Source organism: uncultured Sneathiella sp., assembly GCF_963973085.1.
In the GTDB taxonomy this organism is placed as follows: domain Bacteria; phylum Pseudomonadota; class Alphaproteobacteria; order Sneathiellales; family Sneathiellaceae; genus Sneathiella.
This window is the reverse complement of record NZ_CAXAXA010000001.1, coordinates 1-18,297: the sequence shown is the minus strand read 5'-3', so window position 1 is coordinate 18,297 and position 18,297 is coordinate 1. Positions and strand designations below refer to the sequence as shown.

Here is an 18,297-nt window from a genome sequence, read left to right as displayed (position 1 = left end):
TAATCGTTGGGGACGCATTATACCAGCCGAGAAATGATCGACAAACTAATCGGTTTTGATACGGTTTCCAGCAATTCCAACCTCGCCCTGATCGATTTCGTTGCCGACTATCTCGCCGGTCATGGCGTTGAGGCTGTCCGGGTCTTCAATGACGACAGAACCAAGGCGAACCTCTATGCCACCGTCGGCCCGATGACGGAGGGCGGCGTCGTTCTCTCCGGCCATACGGATGTTGTGCCGGTGGAAGGGCAACCATGGGAGACGGACCCCTTCACGGTTGTCGAGAAAGACGGTCGGCTATATGGGCGCGGCACGTCAGATATGAAGAGCTTTTCGGCCATTGCGCTCTCCAAGGTGCCGGAGATGATCGAGAAGGGGCTTTCCGTCCCGATCCATTTCGCCCTTTCCTATGATGAGGAAATTGGCTGTCTTGGCGCCCCGTCGATGATCGATGAAATCGCCGCCAACCTGCCGAAACCCCGCGCTATTATCGTCGGCGAACCGACGATGATGGATATCGTCTCCGCCCATAAGGGGATTGTGACCCTGAAGACAGTGGTTACCGGACGGGAGGCGCATTCCAGCCTGGTCGAGGATGGCGTGAGCGCCGTCATGGTCGGGGCGGAGCTGATCAGCTTCCTCTCCGGCATGATGGCCGAAAACAAGGCGCGGGCCGCCGCCGAAAGCCGGTTCAGCCCGGCCTATACGACACTGACATGCGGTGTTGTCCATGGCGGGACGGCGCCCAATATCATCGCCCGCAAATGTGAATTTGCATGGGATATCCGCCATATTCCTGAAGATGATCCGCTGAGTTTCGTGGAACGTTTCAACAATTATTGCGAGACAGAAGTTCTGCCGAGATTGCGTGCCGTCGCCCCGGAAGCCAGCATTGTCACAGAGATTTTCGCCAACGTGCCCGCGCTTGGACCGGAGGATGATGGCGAGGCGGAAAGGATTTGCCGGGCGATTACCGGGAAAAACACCACCGGTGCCGTTTCCTACGCCGCCGAGGCCGGGCAGTTCCAGCAGGCCGGCTTCTCGACCGTTATCTGTGGCCCCGGTTCCATCGGGGTCGCCCATCAGCCCAATGAATATATCGATATTGCACAGGTGGATGCCGCGGGGAAATTCATCTCCGGACTTATAGAAATGCTGCGAAAATGACGCCCATCGAATGCAATGGACAGAGATTGCACTATTCGTTAATCTCGAACTCAGCATCCGTGAATAAAACCAATAAATACACGGCTATTTTGCCCGCTACGGGTTGTAATAAACATCTAGGTAACAAATAAAGGGAGTTATCATGAAACTAAGGACAGGACTATTAGCCGCCGTCGCGGCAGCCGCCATTGCGTTGGCGGCTCCGGCACAGGCTAAAACCTTTAAATATGCATTTCAGGGAGATCTTAGCTCTCTTGATCCGCATTCACTGAATGAATCCTTCCTGCTTGCCACGCTCGGCAATGTCTATGAAGGCCTCGTTCTCTATGGACCGGACCTTGAAATCATGCCGGGTCTGGCTGAATCCTGGAAACTTCTGACACCGACAACCTGGGAATTCAAGCTCCGTGAGGGTGTGAAATTCCATGGCGGTCAGGACTTCAACGCCGATGACGTGATTTTCTCCTGGCAGCGTACGCTCTCTGAAGGATCAGACCAGAAGGTCCGCGGCGGCCAGATCAAGAATATCACCAAGGTCGATGACTATACCATCGTCGTTGAGACACCGGCCCCGAACCCCATTCTCGTTCAGGACCTGCCTTATCTGCTGATCATGGACAAGGGTTGGTCGGAAGAGAACGGCGCAACAAATGCAACCAGTGCCGCCGGGGATAATACCGGCAACTACGCCAACCTTAATGCCAATGGTACCGGCCCGTTCATGATTGAAAGCCATAAGGCGGACGTGAAAACCGTCTTCAAGAAGAACGAGGACTACTGGAAAGACATTGAGGGGAACGTCACTGAAGTTGAATTCACCCCGATCAAGGAAGCCCCGACCCGGGTTGCCGCCCTGATCTCGGGCGAGCTTGACATGGTGTATCCGGTTCCGGTGCAGGACTGGGAGCGTCTTGACGATGCCGACGGGGTTTCGGCCCTGACCGGTCCGGAAGCCCGGACAATCTTCATCGGCTTCGACCAGGGCCGGGATGAACTGCTCTATTCCAACATCAAGGGCAAGAACCCGTTCAAGGATCAGCGTGTCCGCGCTGCCTTCGTGCATGCCGTCGACCTTGAGGCTATCAAGGAAAAGATCATGCGCGGTGCCGCGACACCGACTGGCCTACTGGCAGCGCCGCAGATCAACGGCTTTGTCGAATCCCTGAATACGCCATATGCGTATGATCCGGAAAAATCGAAGGCCCTGCTTGCAGAAGCCGGGTATCCGGACGGGTTCGAGGTTACGCTCGACTGCCCGAACAACCGCTATGTCAATGACGAGAAAATCTGTCAGGCAGTTACCTCCATGCTCGCAAAAGTCGGCGTGAAGGTCGATCTTCTGGCGCAGCCGAAGTCGAAATATTTCGGCAAGGTTCTCTCCACCAGCGGTTATGACACCAGCTTCTACCTGCTGGGCTGGACACCGGGTTCCATGGACGTGGAAAATGTTCTCTCCTCCCTGATCGTCTGTCAGGACGAAGCGAACAAGCGCGGCATGTTCAACCTTGGCAACTATTGCAACCCGAAGGTTGATGAACTGACCGCCGCCATCGGCAGCGAGACGGATCAGGCGAAACGCACCGCCATGATCGAGGAAGCCTTCAAGATCGTGAAAGATGAAGTCGGTTATATGCCGATCCATCAGCAGCCGATTGCCTGGGGTGTCAGCGATGGCGTCACGGTCAACCAGCGTGCGGACAACGGCCTTGACTACCGCTACGTGACGGTCAAGGAATAATTGCTGGACGGGGCCGCCTTTGCAAAAATGCGGCCCCGCCTTCTTATGCGCCTTTTGTGATACAATATGATCTCTTTTATTCTTAAGCGTCTCGTGCAGTCGGTCGTCGTCATGCTGACCGTTGCCCTGATCGCTTTCTCCATGTTCCGTTTTGTCGGCGATCCCATCAATAATATGGTTGGGCAGGACACGAGCCAGGCCGACCGGGAAGCCCTGACGGAGCGGTTGGGCCTCAACGATCCCTTCATTGTCCAGTTCGGCCGGTTTGCGGCGAATGCGGCGCAGGGGGATTTCGGCTATTCCTACAAATATCGCCAGCCGGTCAGCCAGCTGATACTGGAGCGGATGTCGGCAACGCTGGAACTCTCGTTCGTCTCCGCCATCCTCGCGCTTGTGATAGGCATTCCCGCCGGGGTTTACACGGCCCTGAAGAAAAAGGGCTTTCTGTCGCGAGGAATCATGACGCTGTCCCTTGTCGGGGTGTCGCTGCCGACCTTCCTGATCGGTATATTGCTGATCCTGCTGTTCGGGGTAATCCTGCGATGGCTGCCGACTTTCGGGCGCGGTGACGTGGTCGCCATCGGCTGGTGGACCACCGGGTTCCTGACGGCCTCGGGCCTCAAATCCCTGATCCTGCCGGCCATCACCCTCGCGCTGTTCCAGATGACGCTGATCATGCGGCTGGTGCGCGCCGAGATGCTGGAGGTGCTGCGCACGGATTTCATCAAGTTCGCCCGTGCCCGCGGCCTGCCCGATCGCGCCGTGCATTTCAAGCATGCGCTGAAAAATACGCTGGTGCCGGTGATCACCATTACCGGGCTGCAGCTCGGTTCCCTGATCGCCTTCGCCATCATCACCGAAAGCGTGTTTCAATGGCCGGGCATGGGCCTTCTGTTCATTCAGGCGATTGCCGATGTGGATATTCCCATCATGGCCGCCTATCTGGTGCTGATCGCCTTTTTCTTTGTCATCATCAATATGATCGTTGATATCCTATATTACGCTGTTGATCCGCGCTTGCGCGTGGACGATGCGTGAGGGGGCTGGTTATGGAACAATCAATTGAAAGAACTAGGTTGCAGCGGATTTTCGGCAGCGATATCTGGTATAGCTTCACCCATAATCCGACCGCCATGTTTTCGGCGCTTGTCACCCTCGGGTTGATTTTCGCGGCGGTATTTGCGCCCTGGATTGCCCCGCATGATCCGTTCGATCTAGCCACCATCAGTATCATGGATGGCAACCTGCCCCCGGCCTGGAGCGCGGGCGGGGACATGAACTTCCTGCTCGGCACCGATGATCAGGGGCGGGGAGTTCTCTCGACTATCCTTTACGGCGCCCGCATTTCATTGCTCGTCGGTTTCTCCTCGGTCATTTTCTCGATGGTCGTCGGAATCGCGCTCGGCCTCGTCAGCGGTTACGTTGGTGGGCGGACAGATGCGATTATCATGCGCATCGCCGATATCCAGCTTTCCTTTCCCGCTATCCTCATCGCCCTGCTGGTAGACGGTGTGGCGCGCGGCCTGATCCCGTCAGACATGCATTCACAAATATCGATTTATGTCCTGATCTTTGCCATCGGCATTTCCGGCTGGGTACAGTATGCGCGGACGGTGCGCGGCTCCACCCTGGTCGAGAAGAACAAGGAATATGTGCAGGCCGCCCGCGTCATCGGCATTCGTCCTTTCACCATCCTGCGTCGGCATATCCTGCCCAATGTCATGGGGCCGGTGATGGTCATCGCGACCATCCATCTCGCCATTGCCATCATCACCGAGGCAACGCTCTCCTTCCTTGGTGTGGGTGTGCCGCCAACGACGCCGTCGCTCGGCACGCTGATCCGGATCGGCAACGAGTATCTCTTCTCCGGTGACTGGTGGATCACCATTTTCCCGGGCATCACCCTTGTTGTGCTGGTGCTGGCGGTCAACCTGCTGGGCGACTGGATGCGCGACGCCCTTAACCCGAAACTGCGCTAGGGATTGGTTATGGACTTACTGAATATCAATAATCTGCGCATCGAATTCCCGAGCCGTCACGGCACCGTGGTGGCCGTTGATGACGTGACCCTGACGGTGCAGCCGGGTGAGGTTCTGGGTGTGGTCGGGGAGAGCGGCGCGGGAAAATCCACCATCGGCAATGCCGTCATCGGACTGCTGGAACCGCCGGGGGAAATGACCGGCGGGCATGTTTTCCTGAAAGAACAGGGGATCGATACCCTTAGTGCTGAGGCCAAGCGCAAAATCCGCGGTCGCCGGATCGGTATGATCTTTCAGGATCCTCTTACCTCCCTCGATCCGCTGCAAACGATTGAACAGCAGCTTGTCGAGACGATTGACCTGCATTTGAAACTCGGCGAGAAAAAATCCCGCGCCCGCGCCATTGATTTGCTCCGTCAGGTCGGCATTCCGGATGCGGAAAACCGTATCAAGAACTATCCGCACCAGTTTTCGGGCGGCATGCGCCAAAGGGTTGTCATCGCGCTCGCGCTCTGTGCGGAGCCGGAAGTGATCATCGCCGACGAGCCGACGACCGCCCTCGACGTCTCGATCCAGGCACAGATCCTTGAACTCATGCGTCGTCTCTGCAAGGACAAGCAGGTCGGCATGCTGATCATTACCCATGATATGGGCGTGATAGCCGATATTACCGACCGGGTCGCCGTTATGTATCGCGGCAAACTGGTGGAAGAGGGGACGACGGCAAAAATCCTTGGTAATCCCGATCACCCCTATACCCAAAGCTTGATCAGCGCCGTGCCACGCCCGGATGTCCGGTTAAAACGCTTTCCCATGGTCAATTACATCGAGGCGGAGGGCGAGCGGAAAAAACTGCTCGATCTCTCGACCCACTGGCTTGGCAAGTCCCGCGACTATACGGCAGTTGAGGGGCCATTCCTCAGCCTGAAAAACCTGGTCATGACCTTCGTCACCAAGCCTGCGCTCCTGAAGCATAACCGGGTGACATTTAACGCGGTGGATGATGTCTCCTTCGACATAAACGAAGGCGAAGTTTTCGGCCTCGTCGGCGAGAGCGGCAGCGGGAAATCGACTGTTGCCCGGATGATCTGCAGTCTCTACCGACCTGCAGCCGGAGAGATCAATTTCCTCGGCACCGATCTGACGAAAATAAAAACCGAGAAAGAGCGCGACTATTACCGCCGCCAGATGCAGATGATCTTCCAGGATCCGTTCTCCTCCCTCAACGGCCGGATGCGGGTGATGGACATCATCGCCGAACCGATCCGTTTCCACAAGCTGGCCAGCTCCAACCGGGAGGTTGAGCAGATTGTCACCGACCTTCTCGATCATGTCGGTCTCGGGGCTCAGGCCGCCGTGCGCTTCCCTCACGAATTTTCAGGCGGGCAGCGTCAGCGTATCTCGATTGCCCGGGCGCTCGCGACGCGGCCGCGCTTCCTGATCTGCGATGAGCCCACCTCGGCGCTCGACGTGTCGATCCAGGCGCAGATCCTCAACCTGCTGAAGGATTTGCAGGAGGAACTCGGCTTGACCATGCTGTTTATCAGCCATGACCTGCCGGTGATTCGACAGATGTGTGACCGCGTCGGTGTGATGAAGACGGGCAAGCTGGTGGAGGTTGCCGCGACAGAGGACCTGTTCGAGAACCCGCAGGCCGCCTATACAAAACAGCTACTTGACCTGATGCCGCGCCTCGACACGCTGTCTCTTGAAGGGTTGGAAGTCGAAAAAACCTGATCAGAGCCTCAAAGTCATGAAGCAACTGTTCGGATCCTCCCGATAATCCGCGAACGGGCGGCATTCGGTAAAGCCGTAGCGCGCATAGAGGGCGCGGGCTGGTTGAAACCCCGGCTGCGAGCCGGTTTCCAGATATAATTCGCGATACCCACGCGCCTGCGCTGTCTCCAGCAAATGTTCAAGCAACGCCGCGGCAATGCCCTTGCCGCGATGCGCCGCCGCCGTATGCATGGATTTGATCTCGCCGGTCACGCTGTCCAGTTCCTTGAGCGCGGCGCAGCCGACCAGGTCCCCATCCTGTTCCGCCCGCCAGAAGGTGATATTTTTGGCCCGCAATCCCTCCAGATCAAGCGCATGGGTGCTTTCCGGCGGAGAGAGGGACCGCATCAGGGTCAGATGCGCCGCGAGAAGCCCGACCACATCCTCATCGCGGACATTATCGGGGCTGATCACCAACGCCGTTGTCATTTGGCCTTGTCGAGGCCTTTCAGGGCCATCTTGACGACGGAGGTGCCGCGCTCCCAGATCATTTCCTTCCAGTCATTCGCATCGCAATAGAAGGCATCGCGGATCTGCTTCTTGATCGCCTTGCCCTGTTCCGATTCCAGGTCGCCTTTTAAATAGAGCCAGTTATCGGCCCGGAGCGCGTTCAATACTTCCAGAACCGGAATTGTGCCATATTCAATGGCGACGCAGGTATGGCTGGCGTTCGGGGCGCTTTCCGTAACCCCGGCGTCGATCGTACCCCGAACCACGGCGGAAGAGGACGTGCCGGCCTCCGGCGAGGTGACATCCTCGCCATACCAGCTGATGGCGCGCGGCAGCCCTTCGGGATTGCCGACATAGATCAGCTCCCCATGACCGTAGGGGCCGAGACCGGTATGAAAGTCGAGCAGGGCGAGATGCCTGGATTCGCCCGCATGTTTCTTGACCACTGACCGTAGCGTCTTGTTGGTCCATGAGGGTTCGAATCCGCCAAAGAACAGCCCATCCGCATGGGTGTGTTGCCCGCCGGTGACGGCCGCCTGATAGGTGCCAATGGATTTTTCCTCAATATAGTCCTGGATCGCCGCGTCAGCCTTGGCGCGGGCCGGACCGTCCCAGTCATCGGGAACAAGGCTCTCATGGACTTCCGCATATTCCGGGTTCTCTGGCAATCCTTTCGAGAAATCGAGGAAGTTGCGGTTAAGATCGATATTATCCTCATTCACCCGGCGGATATGGGAAAACCCATAAGGGTTGATCGCATGGATCAGGACGACGGCGGTATCTGCGGGCAGGTCCTTGAACATGCCGTTTTTCAGCATCCCCACCTGAACGCCGGAGCCGCAAAAGCCCTCACCGCCATGGGTCGCGGAGGAGATAAAGAGCACTTTCGATGCTCCCTCCGGTCCGATCCGTGCGACATCCATGTAAAGATCCTCACCATCCGCGCCACTGGCCCGGTCATTCAAATGGTTTTCAACCGTAAGGCCGCGGTCCATACAGGCCTCCAAAAATTTGGTGCGGGCCTCCGCATAGGTGGCAGAAAAAAATCCGGGTATATCCATGTCTGTATGCTTTCCTTTATATCCTTTGTGCGTTTATAACAGAGATAGGCAAAGCTGCGACATTTTTTGAGGGGCAGCTAAGGAAAATGGAGACGCCATATGTCGGACCAGCAGCATGTTATTTTTGGATCGGAATATTCGCCCTTCTCAGTCAAGGTGCGCTCCTATTTTCGATATAAAAATATTCCCCATGAATGGCGCCCGCGCAACCGCGATAATCAGGCGGAGTTCCAGAAACTTGCCAAACTGCCGCTGATCCCGCTGGTGTTGTCACCTGACGGAACAGTGCAGCAGGATTCGACCCCGATTATCGAGGCATTCGAGGAGAAATTCCCGGACCCCGCGCTGCAACCACCATCGGAAACCTTATCTTTCCTCTCCTTACTGATTGAGGATTACGCCGACGAATGGGTCAACAAGCCGATGTTTCATTATCGCTGGTGGCGCACCGAGGATCAGGAGGCGGTGAGCGTTGCCCTTGCCCGCGCAAACATGCCGAACGGTGACCGGGAGGCGATCGAGGAGCTGGCCGCGACGGTGCGCAAACGCATGGTGCCGCGCCTGCGCTTTGTCGGGTCGAACGAGGCGACCAAACCCGTAATTGAAGCGTCACTCGATAACCTGCTGACGCTGCTGAATGCGCATTTGAGGGGACGGAACTATCTTTTTGGCGGACGGCCCGCGCTAGCCGATTTCGGGCTGTTCGGGCAGATATATTGCTGCCTGCAACAACCGACCTCGGAAAAGATCATTCGCCAGAATTATCCGGAGATCACCAACTGGATCGACCAGATGCTGGAGCCGGAAATCCATGGTGATTGGGAGGACTGGAGTAGCCTTGCGCCCACTCTTGAACCGATCCTGAAGACCGAGATTGGCGCCCTCTACCTACCATGGACACTCGCCAACGAAGCCGCCGTCTATAAACGAAAGGACGACTTTTCGCTATCCCTGACGGGGCAGGAGTTCAGTCAGCAAACAGTCAAATATGCCGCGAAATCATTGCAGGTTCTCAGGGCGCAATTGGAAAAGGTGAAGGACCGCCAGCCCCTTGAGCGGATATTGCGTGATTGCGACTGTTTGCAACCTTTGGTATCCAAAGACTGAAATCTTCCCGACCGGCAATCATATTTCTGCCGAAATTTCCTATTAGGGTAATTTACCAGTGGAAAAAACAGCTTTTTCGAAGAACAGGGTGAAGTTATAATTTAAATTTATGGAAAATATTTTTTTCAAAACCCATAAAAGATGAATAAAAATAAAGAAATATATAAATTTTTTAATTCACTTTATTAAAAGACCTGTTTAAAAGCATAACTGTTAGCCATAAACAAACTAGTATAATAAAATATATTGGTATATTATGGTTTTGTGACAGAGTTTTGAGAAAAGACGAGGAATATCTTGTGGCGAGGATAGATGCTCTTGTAAAATCAGGGGTTGTAAACACAGAAGGCTTTTATACGCTGGGTGGACGTCTGGCAGTCGATTTTGCCAATAGTTTCAAACGCATCGGCCGCGAGAAGGAAGGCATCGGCAATTTCGAGGATTTGCTGACTTTCATGAAATCTCATCACCTGCTGCATGAAGACGAAGCGTCCGATCTGCATATGTTCCTCTTCCAGAATCCGGGCCGCTGTCAGAAAGTCGTGGACAGCCTTCTTGAATTGCGCACCGGCTTTCGCGCTGTCTTGACGGACATTTCGCAAGGATGGCCCGTCAACCCGGAGTTTTTTAGCCATATCAATGATCGTCTCGCCAGCTATAAGAGCTATCACAAGATCGAGCCGGCGGAAGAGGGGATGGAGCTGAAAACCATCATTGACGAGAACGGCCCGGAAAAACTGATCTTCCCGATTGTCCGCGATATTGCGGAGTTTCTCACATCCGATCATGTGGAGAAAACCCGCCCCTGCGCCAATGACGACTGCGACCTGTATTTCGTCAACCAGTCGCGCAATGGCCGGCGCCGCTGGTGCTCCATGTCAACCTGCGGCAATCGCGCCAAGGTAAACGCCTACTTGAAACGTCAGGAAGCCTGAACCGTTATTCCTGATCGGCGACCGCCCGGTCGCGCAGCTGGTTTTTCTGCACTTTCCCCATGGTGTTGCGCGGCAGGTCATCAACGATGAAAACCTGTTTTGGCACCTTGAAGTTCGCCAGCTTCTCCTTGATGAAGGCGATCACATCCTCATCTTTCAGGCCCGGTACGCTGCCATCCGGCACGACGAAGGCGATGACCGCCTCGCCAAAATCCGGATGCGGGCGGCCGACAACGGCGCTTTCCGCGACTCCCGGCATCTCGTCAATAAAGCTCTCGATCTCCTTCGGATAAACATTATAGCCGCCGGAGATGATCAGGTCTTTTGAGCGGCCGACGATGCGGTAATAGCCATCCTCGCCCTTGCGGGTCATGTCGCCGGTGATGAAATAGCCGTCGGGTCGGAATTCCGCCGCGGTTTTCTCCGGCATCTGCCAGTATCCCTTGAAAACATTCGGCCCCTTGATCTCGAGAATGCCGATTTCCCCGTCCGGAAGAATATTGCCGTCCTCATCGGCAATCCGCACCGCGTTATCGAGCGGGAAGCCGACGGTACCGGCTTTGCGTTCCCCGTCATAGGGATTTGAGGTGATCATGCCTGCTTCCGTCATGCCGTAGCGCTCCAGAATGACATGGCCGGTGCGCTCCTCGAAGGCGTTGAACGTTTCCTCAAGCAACGGCGCCGAACCCGCCGTAAAGAGGCGCATATTCTGGCAAATTTCCTTTGTGAACCCGTCCTCGGCGAGCAGGCGGACATAGAATGTTGGCACCCCCATGAAGACGGTCGAGCTCGGCAGGTTCGCAATAATCACCGCCGGATCAAATTTTTTGAGAAAGATCAACTTGCTGGCATTGAGGAGCGCGCAATGCAGCGCAACGAACAGCCCATGGACATGGAAAATCGGCAGGGCATGCAGCAGCACATCCCCCTCGGTAAAACCCCAGTGTTTATGGAGCGTCCGGGCGTTGGAGGCGAGATTGTCATGGGTCAGCATCGCACCCTTGGACCGCCCGGTGGTGCCGGAGGTATAGAGAATGGCGGCGAGGTCGTCGGCGGCGCGGGCCACGGTTTCAAATTTCGTAGCCTGTTCGGCGGCGCGGTTGGTCAGGCTGCCCGTTCCGTTTTCATCAAGCGTCAGCATCTCCTGCACTCCGCATGTATTCGCAATTGCGCTGATTGCACCCAGCGAGGCTGGATCGCAGATAACGACGGCTGGTGTGGCATCACCCAGAAAATACTCGATCTCCGCCGCCTTATACGCCGTGTTGAGAGGCAGATAGACGAGGCCGGCGCGCAGGCAGGCGAGATAGAGGATGACCGCCTCGACCGACTTGCCTGTCTGCACCGCGACCCGGTCTCCCGTTACCGCGCCGAGAGAGGTGAGCAGATTCGCCATTTGCGCGGATTTTTCCTGAAGGTCGCAAAAGGTGAATGTCGACACCTCCGGCCCCTCAAACGCGGTTTCGGTCAGGTCGGCAGGAAACCGGCTTTCAAACAGGGTATAGAGATTATTGTCAGTCATCATTCTTCGTTCTTTTTATGGGCCGGGGCCTGTTGTCAGTGGTGTGCCATATCTATAAAGCAACAGGGCCTTATTGTTAAAGACAAGATTATTTTCCCGGCGCTTTGACGGTGCGCGAACCGATTTTTTTTTATGTCTTTTGCCGTCATTGTCATGACAGCGCCAAGATTGGCACTTACTAATTTAAAGACGGGATGATTTTCCGTTGGTAGAGAACGGTCCGCATCATACATATGACGTGAGACCGATCACACCGCCGACGGGTTTGAACCTGTATATTGGAAATGGAATTGCACCGGATCGCTCCCGTCAGTAAAAAGGGAACATGTCGCTCATTCTGCGTTGCAGGAGAGCCGGGATAATTTCGTTGTACTTCGGACCGGAAACCATCGTGGGGTTGCCGGAAAAGATAATGGGATAGATTAGCAATATGGCGCCGACTTTTGTCACTCAACTGTTTAACTCCATCGCTGACACCGGGCGGGAACTGCTCGATCTCAGGGGCGACAAGAAACGAAACAACAGTATCAAGGGGCTGTGCCGCGACCTGCTGACACAGAAGGGGGAGGCGTCGGGCATGGCGCTCGCCCGCGATGCCGTCGCCGCCTGGTCCGTCCTCTCGGACAAGGAAAGGCTCGATTTCTTCCAGTTCCTGAATGACGAGATGGCGCCGGACCAAAAAGAGATTGAGAAGGCCGTCGCCGCCTATCACAAGCAGCCGGACGCGAAGAATTACAAGGCGCTGACCAATGCGATCGAGGCCCCGCGCCAGGAGTTGATGCGGCGCCTGAATTTTGCGCCCGGCGGCACCTCCGCCATTGTCGCCATGCGGCGTTTCCTCGTCGGCCAGCTGCGCGCCCATCCGGAACTGAAAGCCGTCGACAGCGATTTGCAGCATCTCTTGAGTTCCTGGTTCAATCGCGGATTTCTCTCGCTGGAGCGGATCGACTGGCGCACGCCCGCCGTGGTGCTGGAAAAACTGATCGAATATGAGGCCGTGCATGAGATCGACGGATGGGACGATCTCCGCCGCCGTCTCGATAAAGACCGGCGCTGCTTTGCCTTCTTCCATCCGGCGCTCCCCGATGAGCCGCTGATCTTCGTCGAGGTGGCGCTTGTGAAAGGCCTTGCCTCCGCTATTCCGCCGCTGCTCGCGCGCGAGACGGAGCGCGGCGATCCGACCAAGGCCGACACGGCGATTTTCTATTCCATCAGCAACTGTCAGGACGGCCTCAAGGGAATCAGTTTCGGCAACTTCCTGATCAAGCAGGTGGTGGCGGAACTCTCGGCCGAGCTGCCTAACCTCCGGCATTTCGCCACTCTCTCTCCGATCCCGGGCTTCATGAAATGGCTGAACGGTATTTCCAATGCCGTGGCGGGGATGCATTTCAAAGAGGTGCGGGAAGTGCGCGACCTGATCAGCAAAAAGGACTGGCAGAAGGACCCCAAAACTGTGGAGAAGGTCAAGGGGCCGCTTGAGCATCTTTGCGCCCATTACCTGATCAACGAGAAGAGCGGGGAGCGTCCGCTCGATCCGGTGACACGATTCCATCTAGGCAATGGGGCGCGGCTGGAACAGCTCAACTGGCTCGGCGATGACTCAGAGAATGGTATGAAGCAGTCGGCCGGGTTGCTGGTAAACTATTACTACAACCTCAAGGATATCGAGAAGAATCACGAGGCCTACGCGAATGAGCGCAAAGTCGTTGCTTCCTCCGCCCTGCAGTCGCTCGCGAAATAGGGCAGGAGGGCCCATGTCCCGTCGATTCCTGAATTTTCCACCATCCGGTTACAAATTTTTATCGACGGGACGGGGGCATTCCCTATAATCTGGCCGCATAACCCTGCCTTCCATCAGGGACAGGGCCCATAAAAATAAGAAAAAGGGACGCAAATGTCAGACCAGAATATGCTTAAAGATAAAGTCGTTGTTGTTACCGGTGCCGGTCGCGGTGTCGGCCGGGGGATTGCCATCATGTGCGCTTCCCAGGGCGCCAAGGTCGTCGTCAATGACCTCGGCGGGACCGAACAGGGCGAAGGCGCGGATCAGGTTCCGGCGCTTGAGGTCGTCAAAACCATCACCGACGCGGGCGGCGAAGCCATTGCCAACTTCGGCAATGTCGCCAAGTCCGATGATGCCGGCAAGATGGTCGAGGATGCCCGCAAGGAATTCGGCAGCATCGACTGTATCGTCAATAACGCCGGTATCCTGCGCGATGTGATCTTCCATAAGATGAGCGAGGAAGAGTTCGACGCGGTGATTGCCGTCCATCTCAAAGGCAGCTTCAACGTCAGCCGCGCCGCCGCGCCGTATTTCCGCGAACAGCAGAGCGGCTCTTTCGTGCATATGACCTCGACGTCGGGTCTGATCGGCAACTTCGGGCAGGCCAACTACGCCGCCGCGAAACTCGGCATCGTCGGGCTGTCGCGTTCCATCGCGCTCGATATGTCACGCTTTAATGTGCGCTCCAACTGTATCTCCCCCTTTGCATGGTCCCGCCTGATCGGCACCATTCCGCAAGGCACGGATGCAGAGCGCGAGCGCGTTGCGAAAATCCAGCAGATGACGCCAGAGAAAATCGCCCCGCTCGCGGTTTATCTTCTTTCCGATCAGGCATCGGATATCACCGGTCAGATCTTTGTTGTCCGCAACAATGAAATCTGCCTGATGAGCCAGCCGCGCCCGATCCGCAATCTTCAGGCGTCTGAAGGCTGGACCCCGGAGACGGTGGCCTCGCGCTTCGGCCCGGCCGTGAAATCCTCCCTTGTGCCGCTGGAACGTTCCGGTGACGTTTTCTGTTGGGACCCGGTATAAGGAGCCGTTGCTATGGCAATTGATTATGACAAGCTGACCAACTGGAAGTTCGACGAGATCGAGCAAACCTATACCTTCAAGGACAGCATTCTCTATGCGCTTGGCGTCGGGGTCTCCATGGACCCCCTCGATATGGACCAGCTCCGCTTCACCTATGAAGAGGATTTGCTGGCCCTGCCGACTATGTCCGTTGTGCTCGCCTATCCGGGCTTCTTCCTGAAGCAGCCGGAATTCGGCGTGGACTGGGTGAAAGTCCTGCATGGGGAGCAGGGAATACAAATCCACAAGACGCTCCCCGCCGAAGGCACGGTGATCGGTACGACAAAGATCACCGAGATCATCGACAAGGGCGAGGGCAAAGGCGCCCTGATGTATTCGACCCGCGAGATTCATGACAAATCGAGCGGCGATCATCTGGCGACCCTGACCTCGACAACCTTTTGCCGGGGAGATGGCGGATTTGGCGGCCCGAAGATTGAGGCACCAAAACCGCATACCCTGCCGGAGCGCGATGCCGACAGCGTGGTGGAGCTTGCAACTCTCGCTCAAGCGGCGCTTATCTATCGCCTGAGCGGGGACTTCAATCCGCTGCATGCGGACCCGCGCGTCGCAACTGCGGCCGGGTTCAAGGCGCCGATTCTGCACGGACTTAGCACGCTCGGTGTCGCCGGTCATGCGATCCTGAAACAGGCCTGCGGCTATGACCCGGCAAAGCTCAAGTCGTTCAATCTGCGCTTCACCTCTCCGGTCTATCCGGGGGAGACGATTGTTACCGAGATGTGGCATGACGGAAACGTCACTTCTTTCCGCTGCAAGGTGAAGGAGCGGGACCTCGTCGTCCTCAATAACGGCTATGCCGAAATAGGCTGAGGCGGTCGCTTCGCAATAAAGAAACGGCAGGATTTAATCTGAATTCTGCCGTTTCCTGTTTCAGCCGGGGCGCAAACCGACTGTATCAACAAAGGAAAAGCAATAATGGATGTTGAAGAAGCAATCCGCTCCCGCCGCTCAATCCGGGCTTTCACGGACCAGGAAGTCCCGCGCGAAAAGATCGAAAAAATCCTCGAAATTTCCCAACGCGCCCCGAGCGGCACCAACACCCAGCCCTGGCATACCTATGTCTGCACCGGTGAGGTCAAGGATGCCATCTCCCGCGATGTGCTGAAGCTGGTGGATCAGAATGCCGCCCGTAAATATGAGGAATATGAATATTATCCGGCCCAGTGGAAGGATATCCATCGCGACCGACGCCGCGGTGTCGGCTGGAGCCTGTATGGCCTGCTCGGCATTGAAAAAGGCGACCGGGAACGGACGGCGAAGCAGTCCAAGCGCAATTTCACCTTTTTCGATGCGCCGGTCGGCCTGTTCTTCACCGTTGATTCCTATCTGATGCGGGGCAGCTGGTTCGATGCCGGCCTCTATATGCAGACCGTCATGCTGGCGGCGCGCGGGGAGGGGCTGCATACCTGTCCCCAGGCCGCCTGGATCACTTTCCAGGAGCCGATCTTCCGTCATCTCGGTATTCCGGATGATCAGGTGCTCGTCTCCGGCATGGCCATGGGCTATGAAGATACCTCGGCGATCGAGAATACGCTCGTCAGCGAGCGTGAGGATGTCGCCAATGTCACCCGTTACATCGGTTTCGATTAGGATTTGACAACGAGACTGAGGCTTGCTCTGCTTCATTACCGGACAGGATCAGGCCTAATATTGAGGACAGGAGTTAATCGTGAAAGTTTCCGACGCCATCAAGACACGCATGACCGTGCGGCAGTTTCTGGACACACCGGTTCCGCTGGAGACCCTCCGCGAGTTGCTGGAAATCGCCAAACGCGCACCATCGGGCGGCAATCTGCAACCCTGGACCGTTCATGCGATCACCGGCGAGGCGCTGAAGTCCCTCGTCCGCGATGTTGAGGAGAAGATGAAAGCCGGCGTCACCGAGGAGCCGGAGTATAATGTCTATCCACCGGATCTGATCGAGCCCTACCGGACCCGCCGCCGCATCGTCGGGCAGCAGCTTTATGACCTGATCGGCGTGCCGCGTTCGGACACGCCCGGCAAGCTCAAACAGCTCGCCCGTAACTATCGTTTCTTCGATGCGCCGGTCGGGCTGTTCTTTGTGCTGCACCGCCAGATGGAGATCGGCCAGTATGCGGATGTCGGCATGTTCATGGAAAATATCATGCTGCTGGCCCGTGAACACGGCCTCGATACCTGCCCGCAGGAAGCCTGGGCCCGCTGGCCGCAGACCCTGAAGGAGCATCTTTCGCTCAGTGATGACGAGATTCTCTTCTGCGGCATGGCGCTTGGCTACAAGGATGAGGATGCCGTGATCAACGAACTGGTTTCGGAGCGCGAAACCCTGGAGAATTTTGTTACCCTGCACGGGTTCTGAAGCGAGAGAGATCATGGATTCCGAAACAACCACGCAAATCCGCCAGACCGTTCGCCAGCTCTGCGCGGATTACCCGGGCAAATACTGGCGCGAGAAGGATCGCGACCGTGCGTATCCGACGGAATTCGTGAGGGCCCTGACCGAGGCGGGGCTGCTGTCCTCCTTGATCCCGGAAGAATATGGCGGGGCGGGGCTTCCCTTGAGCGTCGCCTCCGCGATTTTAGAGGAAATCCATGCAAACGGCTGCAATGGCGCGGCCTGTCATGCGCAGATGTATACCATGGGGACGCTCCTCCGCCACGGATCGGAGGAACAGCGGCAAAAATATCTTCCCGGTATCGCAAGCGGAGAGCTGCGCCTGCAGGCCTTCGGCGTGACCGAACCCACCGCGGGCACCGATACCACCAGCATCTCGACCATGGCGGTCAAGGACGGCGATGAGTATGTGGTCAATGGCCAGAAAGTCTGGACCAGCCGCGCCGAGCATTCCGATTTGATGATCCTGCTGGCCCGGACGACGGCAAAGGACAAGATCGCCAAGCGCGCCGACGGCCTTTCCGTCTTCATCGTCGATATGCGTGAGGTGGTGGGCAACGGCATGACCATCCGTCCGATCCGCACCATGATCAACCATGCGACGACGGAAGTCTTCTTCGATAACATGCGCATTCCGGCCTCCAGCCTGATCGGGGAGGAGGGGAAGGGGTTTCGCTATATCCTGACCGGCATGAATGCGGAGCGGATCCTGATTGCCTCCGAATGCCTCGGCGATGCCGACTGGTTTATCAAGACCGCCTCCAACTATGCGCGGGAGAGGAAAGTCTTCGGGCGGCCTATCGGACAGAATCAGGGAGTGCAGTTTCCGATCGCCCGCGCCTATGCCGACACAAAGGCCGCGAAGCTGATGGTGGCAGAGGCCTGCCGCCTCTATGACGCGGGGGAACCCTGCGGGGCGGAGGCGAATATGTCCAAGATGCTGGCCTCAGAAGCCGCCTGGGCGGCGGGGGAGGCTTGCCTGCAGACCCATGGCGGGTTTGGCTTTGCCGAGGAATATGACGTCGAGCGCAAGTTCCGCGAAACCCGGCTCTATCAGATCGCCCCGATCTCGACCAACCTCATCCTCTCCTTCATCGCCGAGCATGAACTGGACTTGCCGCGCTCTTACTGACTGATTCTGTGCTTCGACATGAAAAATTAAATTCGACCGAGTTTTCCGGAAAAGCCCCGCTGACCCTGCGTCATTCACTGGCGGTGCCGGATCGGGAAAACACCAGATATAGAAATTGTCAAAAAATCTATCATTTAAGGTGTTGACGTTGTTGATTGGTGGACTTATAACCCGCGTCACG

Annotated in this window: 16 protein-coding genes; 13 read left to right on the top strand and 3 right to left on the bottom strand. The window is 56.6% G+C overall.

Annotated elements, in window-relative coordinates:
- Positions 1 to 6 precede the first annotated feature (6 nt).
- The 5 genes from argE to AACZ19_RS00060 all read left to right on the top strand — a co-directional run bounded on the left by argE (position 7) and on the right by AACZ19_RS00060 (position 6,621).
- Complete coding sequence (gene argE, locus AACZ19_RS00080) at positions 7 to 1,167, top strand: acetylornithine deacetylase (protein ID WP_339630003.1); 1,161 nt, start codon at positions 7 to 9, stop codon at positions 1,165 to 1,167.
- Positions 1,168 to 1,309: 142 nt separating this feature from the next.
- Positions 1,310 to 2,905 carry an ABC transporter substrate-binding protein gene (locus tag AACZ19_RS00075; protein WP_339630000.1) on the top strand — a complete coding sequence of 532 codons (1,596 nt, stop codon included), beginning with the start codon at positions 1,310 to 1,312 and terminating at the stop codon, positions 2,903 to 2,905.
- A 66-nt stretch (positions 2,906 to 2,971) separates the two neighbouring features.
- A complete protein-coding gene (locus AACZ19_RS00070) occupies positions 2,972 to 3,943 on the top strand; it encodes an ABC transporter permease (protein ID WP_339629998.1) in 972 nt (323 codons plus the stop codon).
- Between the two features lie 11 nt (positions 3,944 to 3,954).
- Positions 3,955 to 4,884 carry an ABC transporter permease gene (locus tag AACZ19_RS00065; RefSeq protein ID WP_339629996.1) on the top strand — a complete coding sequence of 310 codons (930 nt, stop codon included), beginning with the start codon at positions 3,955 to 3,957 and terminating at the stop codon, positions 4,882 to 4,884.
- A gap of 9 nt (positions 4,885 to 4,893) precedes the next feature.
- Positions 4,894 to 6,621, top strand: coding sequence for an ABC transporter ATP-binding protein (locus AACZ19_RS00060; protein ID WP_339629994.1), 1,728 nt, complete (start codon positions 4,894 to 4,896; stop codon positions 6,619 to 6,621).
- On the opposite strand, the gene AACZ19_RS00055 is transcribed toward AACZ19_RS00060, so the two are convergent.
- Together AACZ19_RS00055 and AACZ19_RS00050 are read right to left on the bottom strand one after the other, a co-directional pair.
- Positions 6,622 to 7,089, bottom strand: coding sequence for a GNAT family N-acetyltransferase (locus tag AACZ19_RS00055; RefSeq protein ID WP_339629992.1), 468 nt, complete (start codon positions 7,087 to 7,089; stop codon positions 6,622 to 6,624).
- On the bottom strand, positions 7,086 to 8,171 hold the full coding sequence (locus AACZ19_RS00050) for a M14 family metallopeptidase (protein ID WP_339629990.1): 1,086 nt from the start codon (positions 8,169 to 8,171) through the stop codon (positions 7,086 to 7,088). Before AACZ19_RS00050 ends, AACZ19_RS00055 begins: the two co-directional genes overlap by 4 nt.
- Positions 8,172 to 8,270: 99 nt before the next feature.
- Between AACZ19_RS00050 and AACZ19_RS00045 the strand changes: the two genes are divergently transcribed.
- Together AACZ19_RS00045 and AACZ19_RS00040 are read left to right on the top strand one after the other, a co-directional pair.
- A complete protein-coding gene (locus AACZ19_RS00045; RefSeq protein ID WP_339629988.1) occupies positions 8,271 to 9,278 on the top strand; it encodes a glutathione S-transferase family protein in 1,008 nt (335 codons plus the stop codon).
- 299 nt (positions 9,279 to 9,577) lie between these two features.
- Complete coding sequence (locus AACZ19_RS00040) at positions 9,578 to 10,213, top strand: CGNR zinc finger domain-containing protein (protein ID WP_339629986.1); 636 nt, start codon at positions 9,578 to 9,580, stop codon at positions 10,211 to 10,213.
- Positions 10,214 to 10,217: 4 nt separating this feature from the next.
- Here AACZ19_RS00040 and AACZ19_RS00035 read toward each other — a convergent pair whose 3' ends face one another.
- Positions 10,218 to 11,738, bottom strand: coding sequence for a malonyl-CoA synthase (locus AACZ19_RS00035; protein ID WP_339629984.1), 1,521 nt, complete (start codon positions 11,736 to 11,738; stop codon positions 10,218 to 10,220).
- 427 nt (positions 11,739 to 12,165) lie between these two features.
- Here AACZ19_RS00035 and AACZ19_RS00030 point away from each other — a divergent pair, with 427 nt between their 5' ends.
- The 6 genes from AACZ19_RS00030 (at position 12,166) to AACZ19_RS00005 (ending at position 18,116) form a co-directional block, all read left to right on the top strand.
- Positions 12,166 to 13,476, top strand: a complete 1,311-nt coding sequence (locus tag AACZ19_RS00030; protein ID WP_339629982.1) for a malonyl-CoA decarboxylase — start codon at positions 12,166 to 12,168, stop codon at positions 13,474 to 13,476.
- Positions 13,477 to 13,629: 153 nt separating this feature from the next.
- Positions 13,630 to 14,550, top strand: coding sequence for an SDR family oxidoreductase (locus tag AACZ19_RS00025; protein WP_339629980.1), 921 nt, complete (start codon positions 13,630 to 13,632; stop codon positions 14,548 to 14,550).
- Positions 14,551 to 14,562: 12 nt separating this feature from the next.
- Entirely contained in the window at positions 14,563 to 15,420 is an 858-nt protein-coding gene (locus tag AACZ19_RS00020) for a MaoC/PaaZ C-terminal domain-containing protein (protein ID WP_339629978.1), read from the top strand.
- A gap of 105 nt (positions 15,421 to 15,525) precedes the next feature.
- On the top strand, positions 15,526 to 16,200 hold the full coding sequence (locus AACZ19_RS00015; RefSeq protein ID WP_339629976.1) for a nitroreductase: 675 nt from the start codon (positions 15,526 to 15,528) through the stop codon (positions 16,198 to 16,200).
- A gap of 79 nt (positions 16,201 to 16,279) precedes the next feature.
- Positions 16,280 to 16,948, top strand: a complete 669-nt coding sequence (locus AACZ19_RS00010; protein WP_339629974.1) for a nitroreductase — start codon at positions 16,280 to 16,282, stop codon at positions 16,946 to 16,948.
- A gap of 13 nt (positions 16,949 to 16,961) precedes the next feature.
- Positions 16,962 to 18,116 carry an acyl-CoA dehydrogenase family protein gene (locus AACZ19_RS00005; RefSeq protein ID WP_339629972.1) on the top strand — a complete coding sequence of 385 codons (1,155 nt, stop codon included), beginning with the start codon at positions 16,962 to 16,964 and terminating at the stop codon, positions 18,114 to 18,116.
- Positions 18,117 to 18,297: the final 181 nt, after the last annotated feature.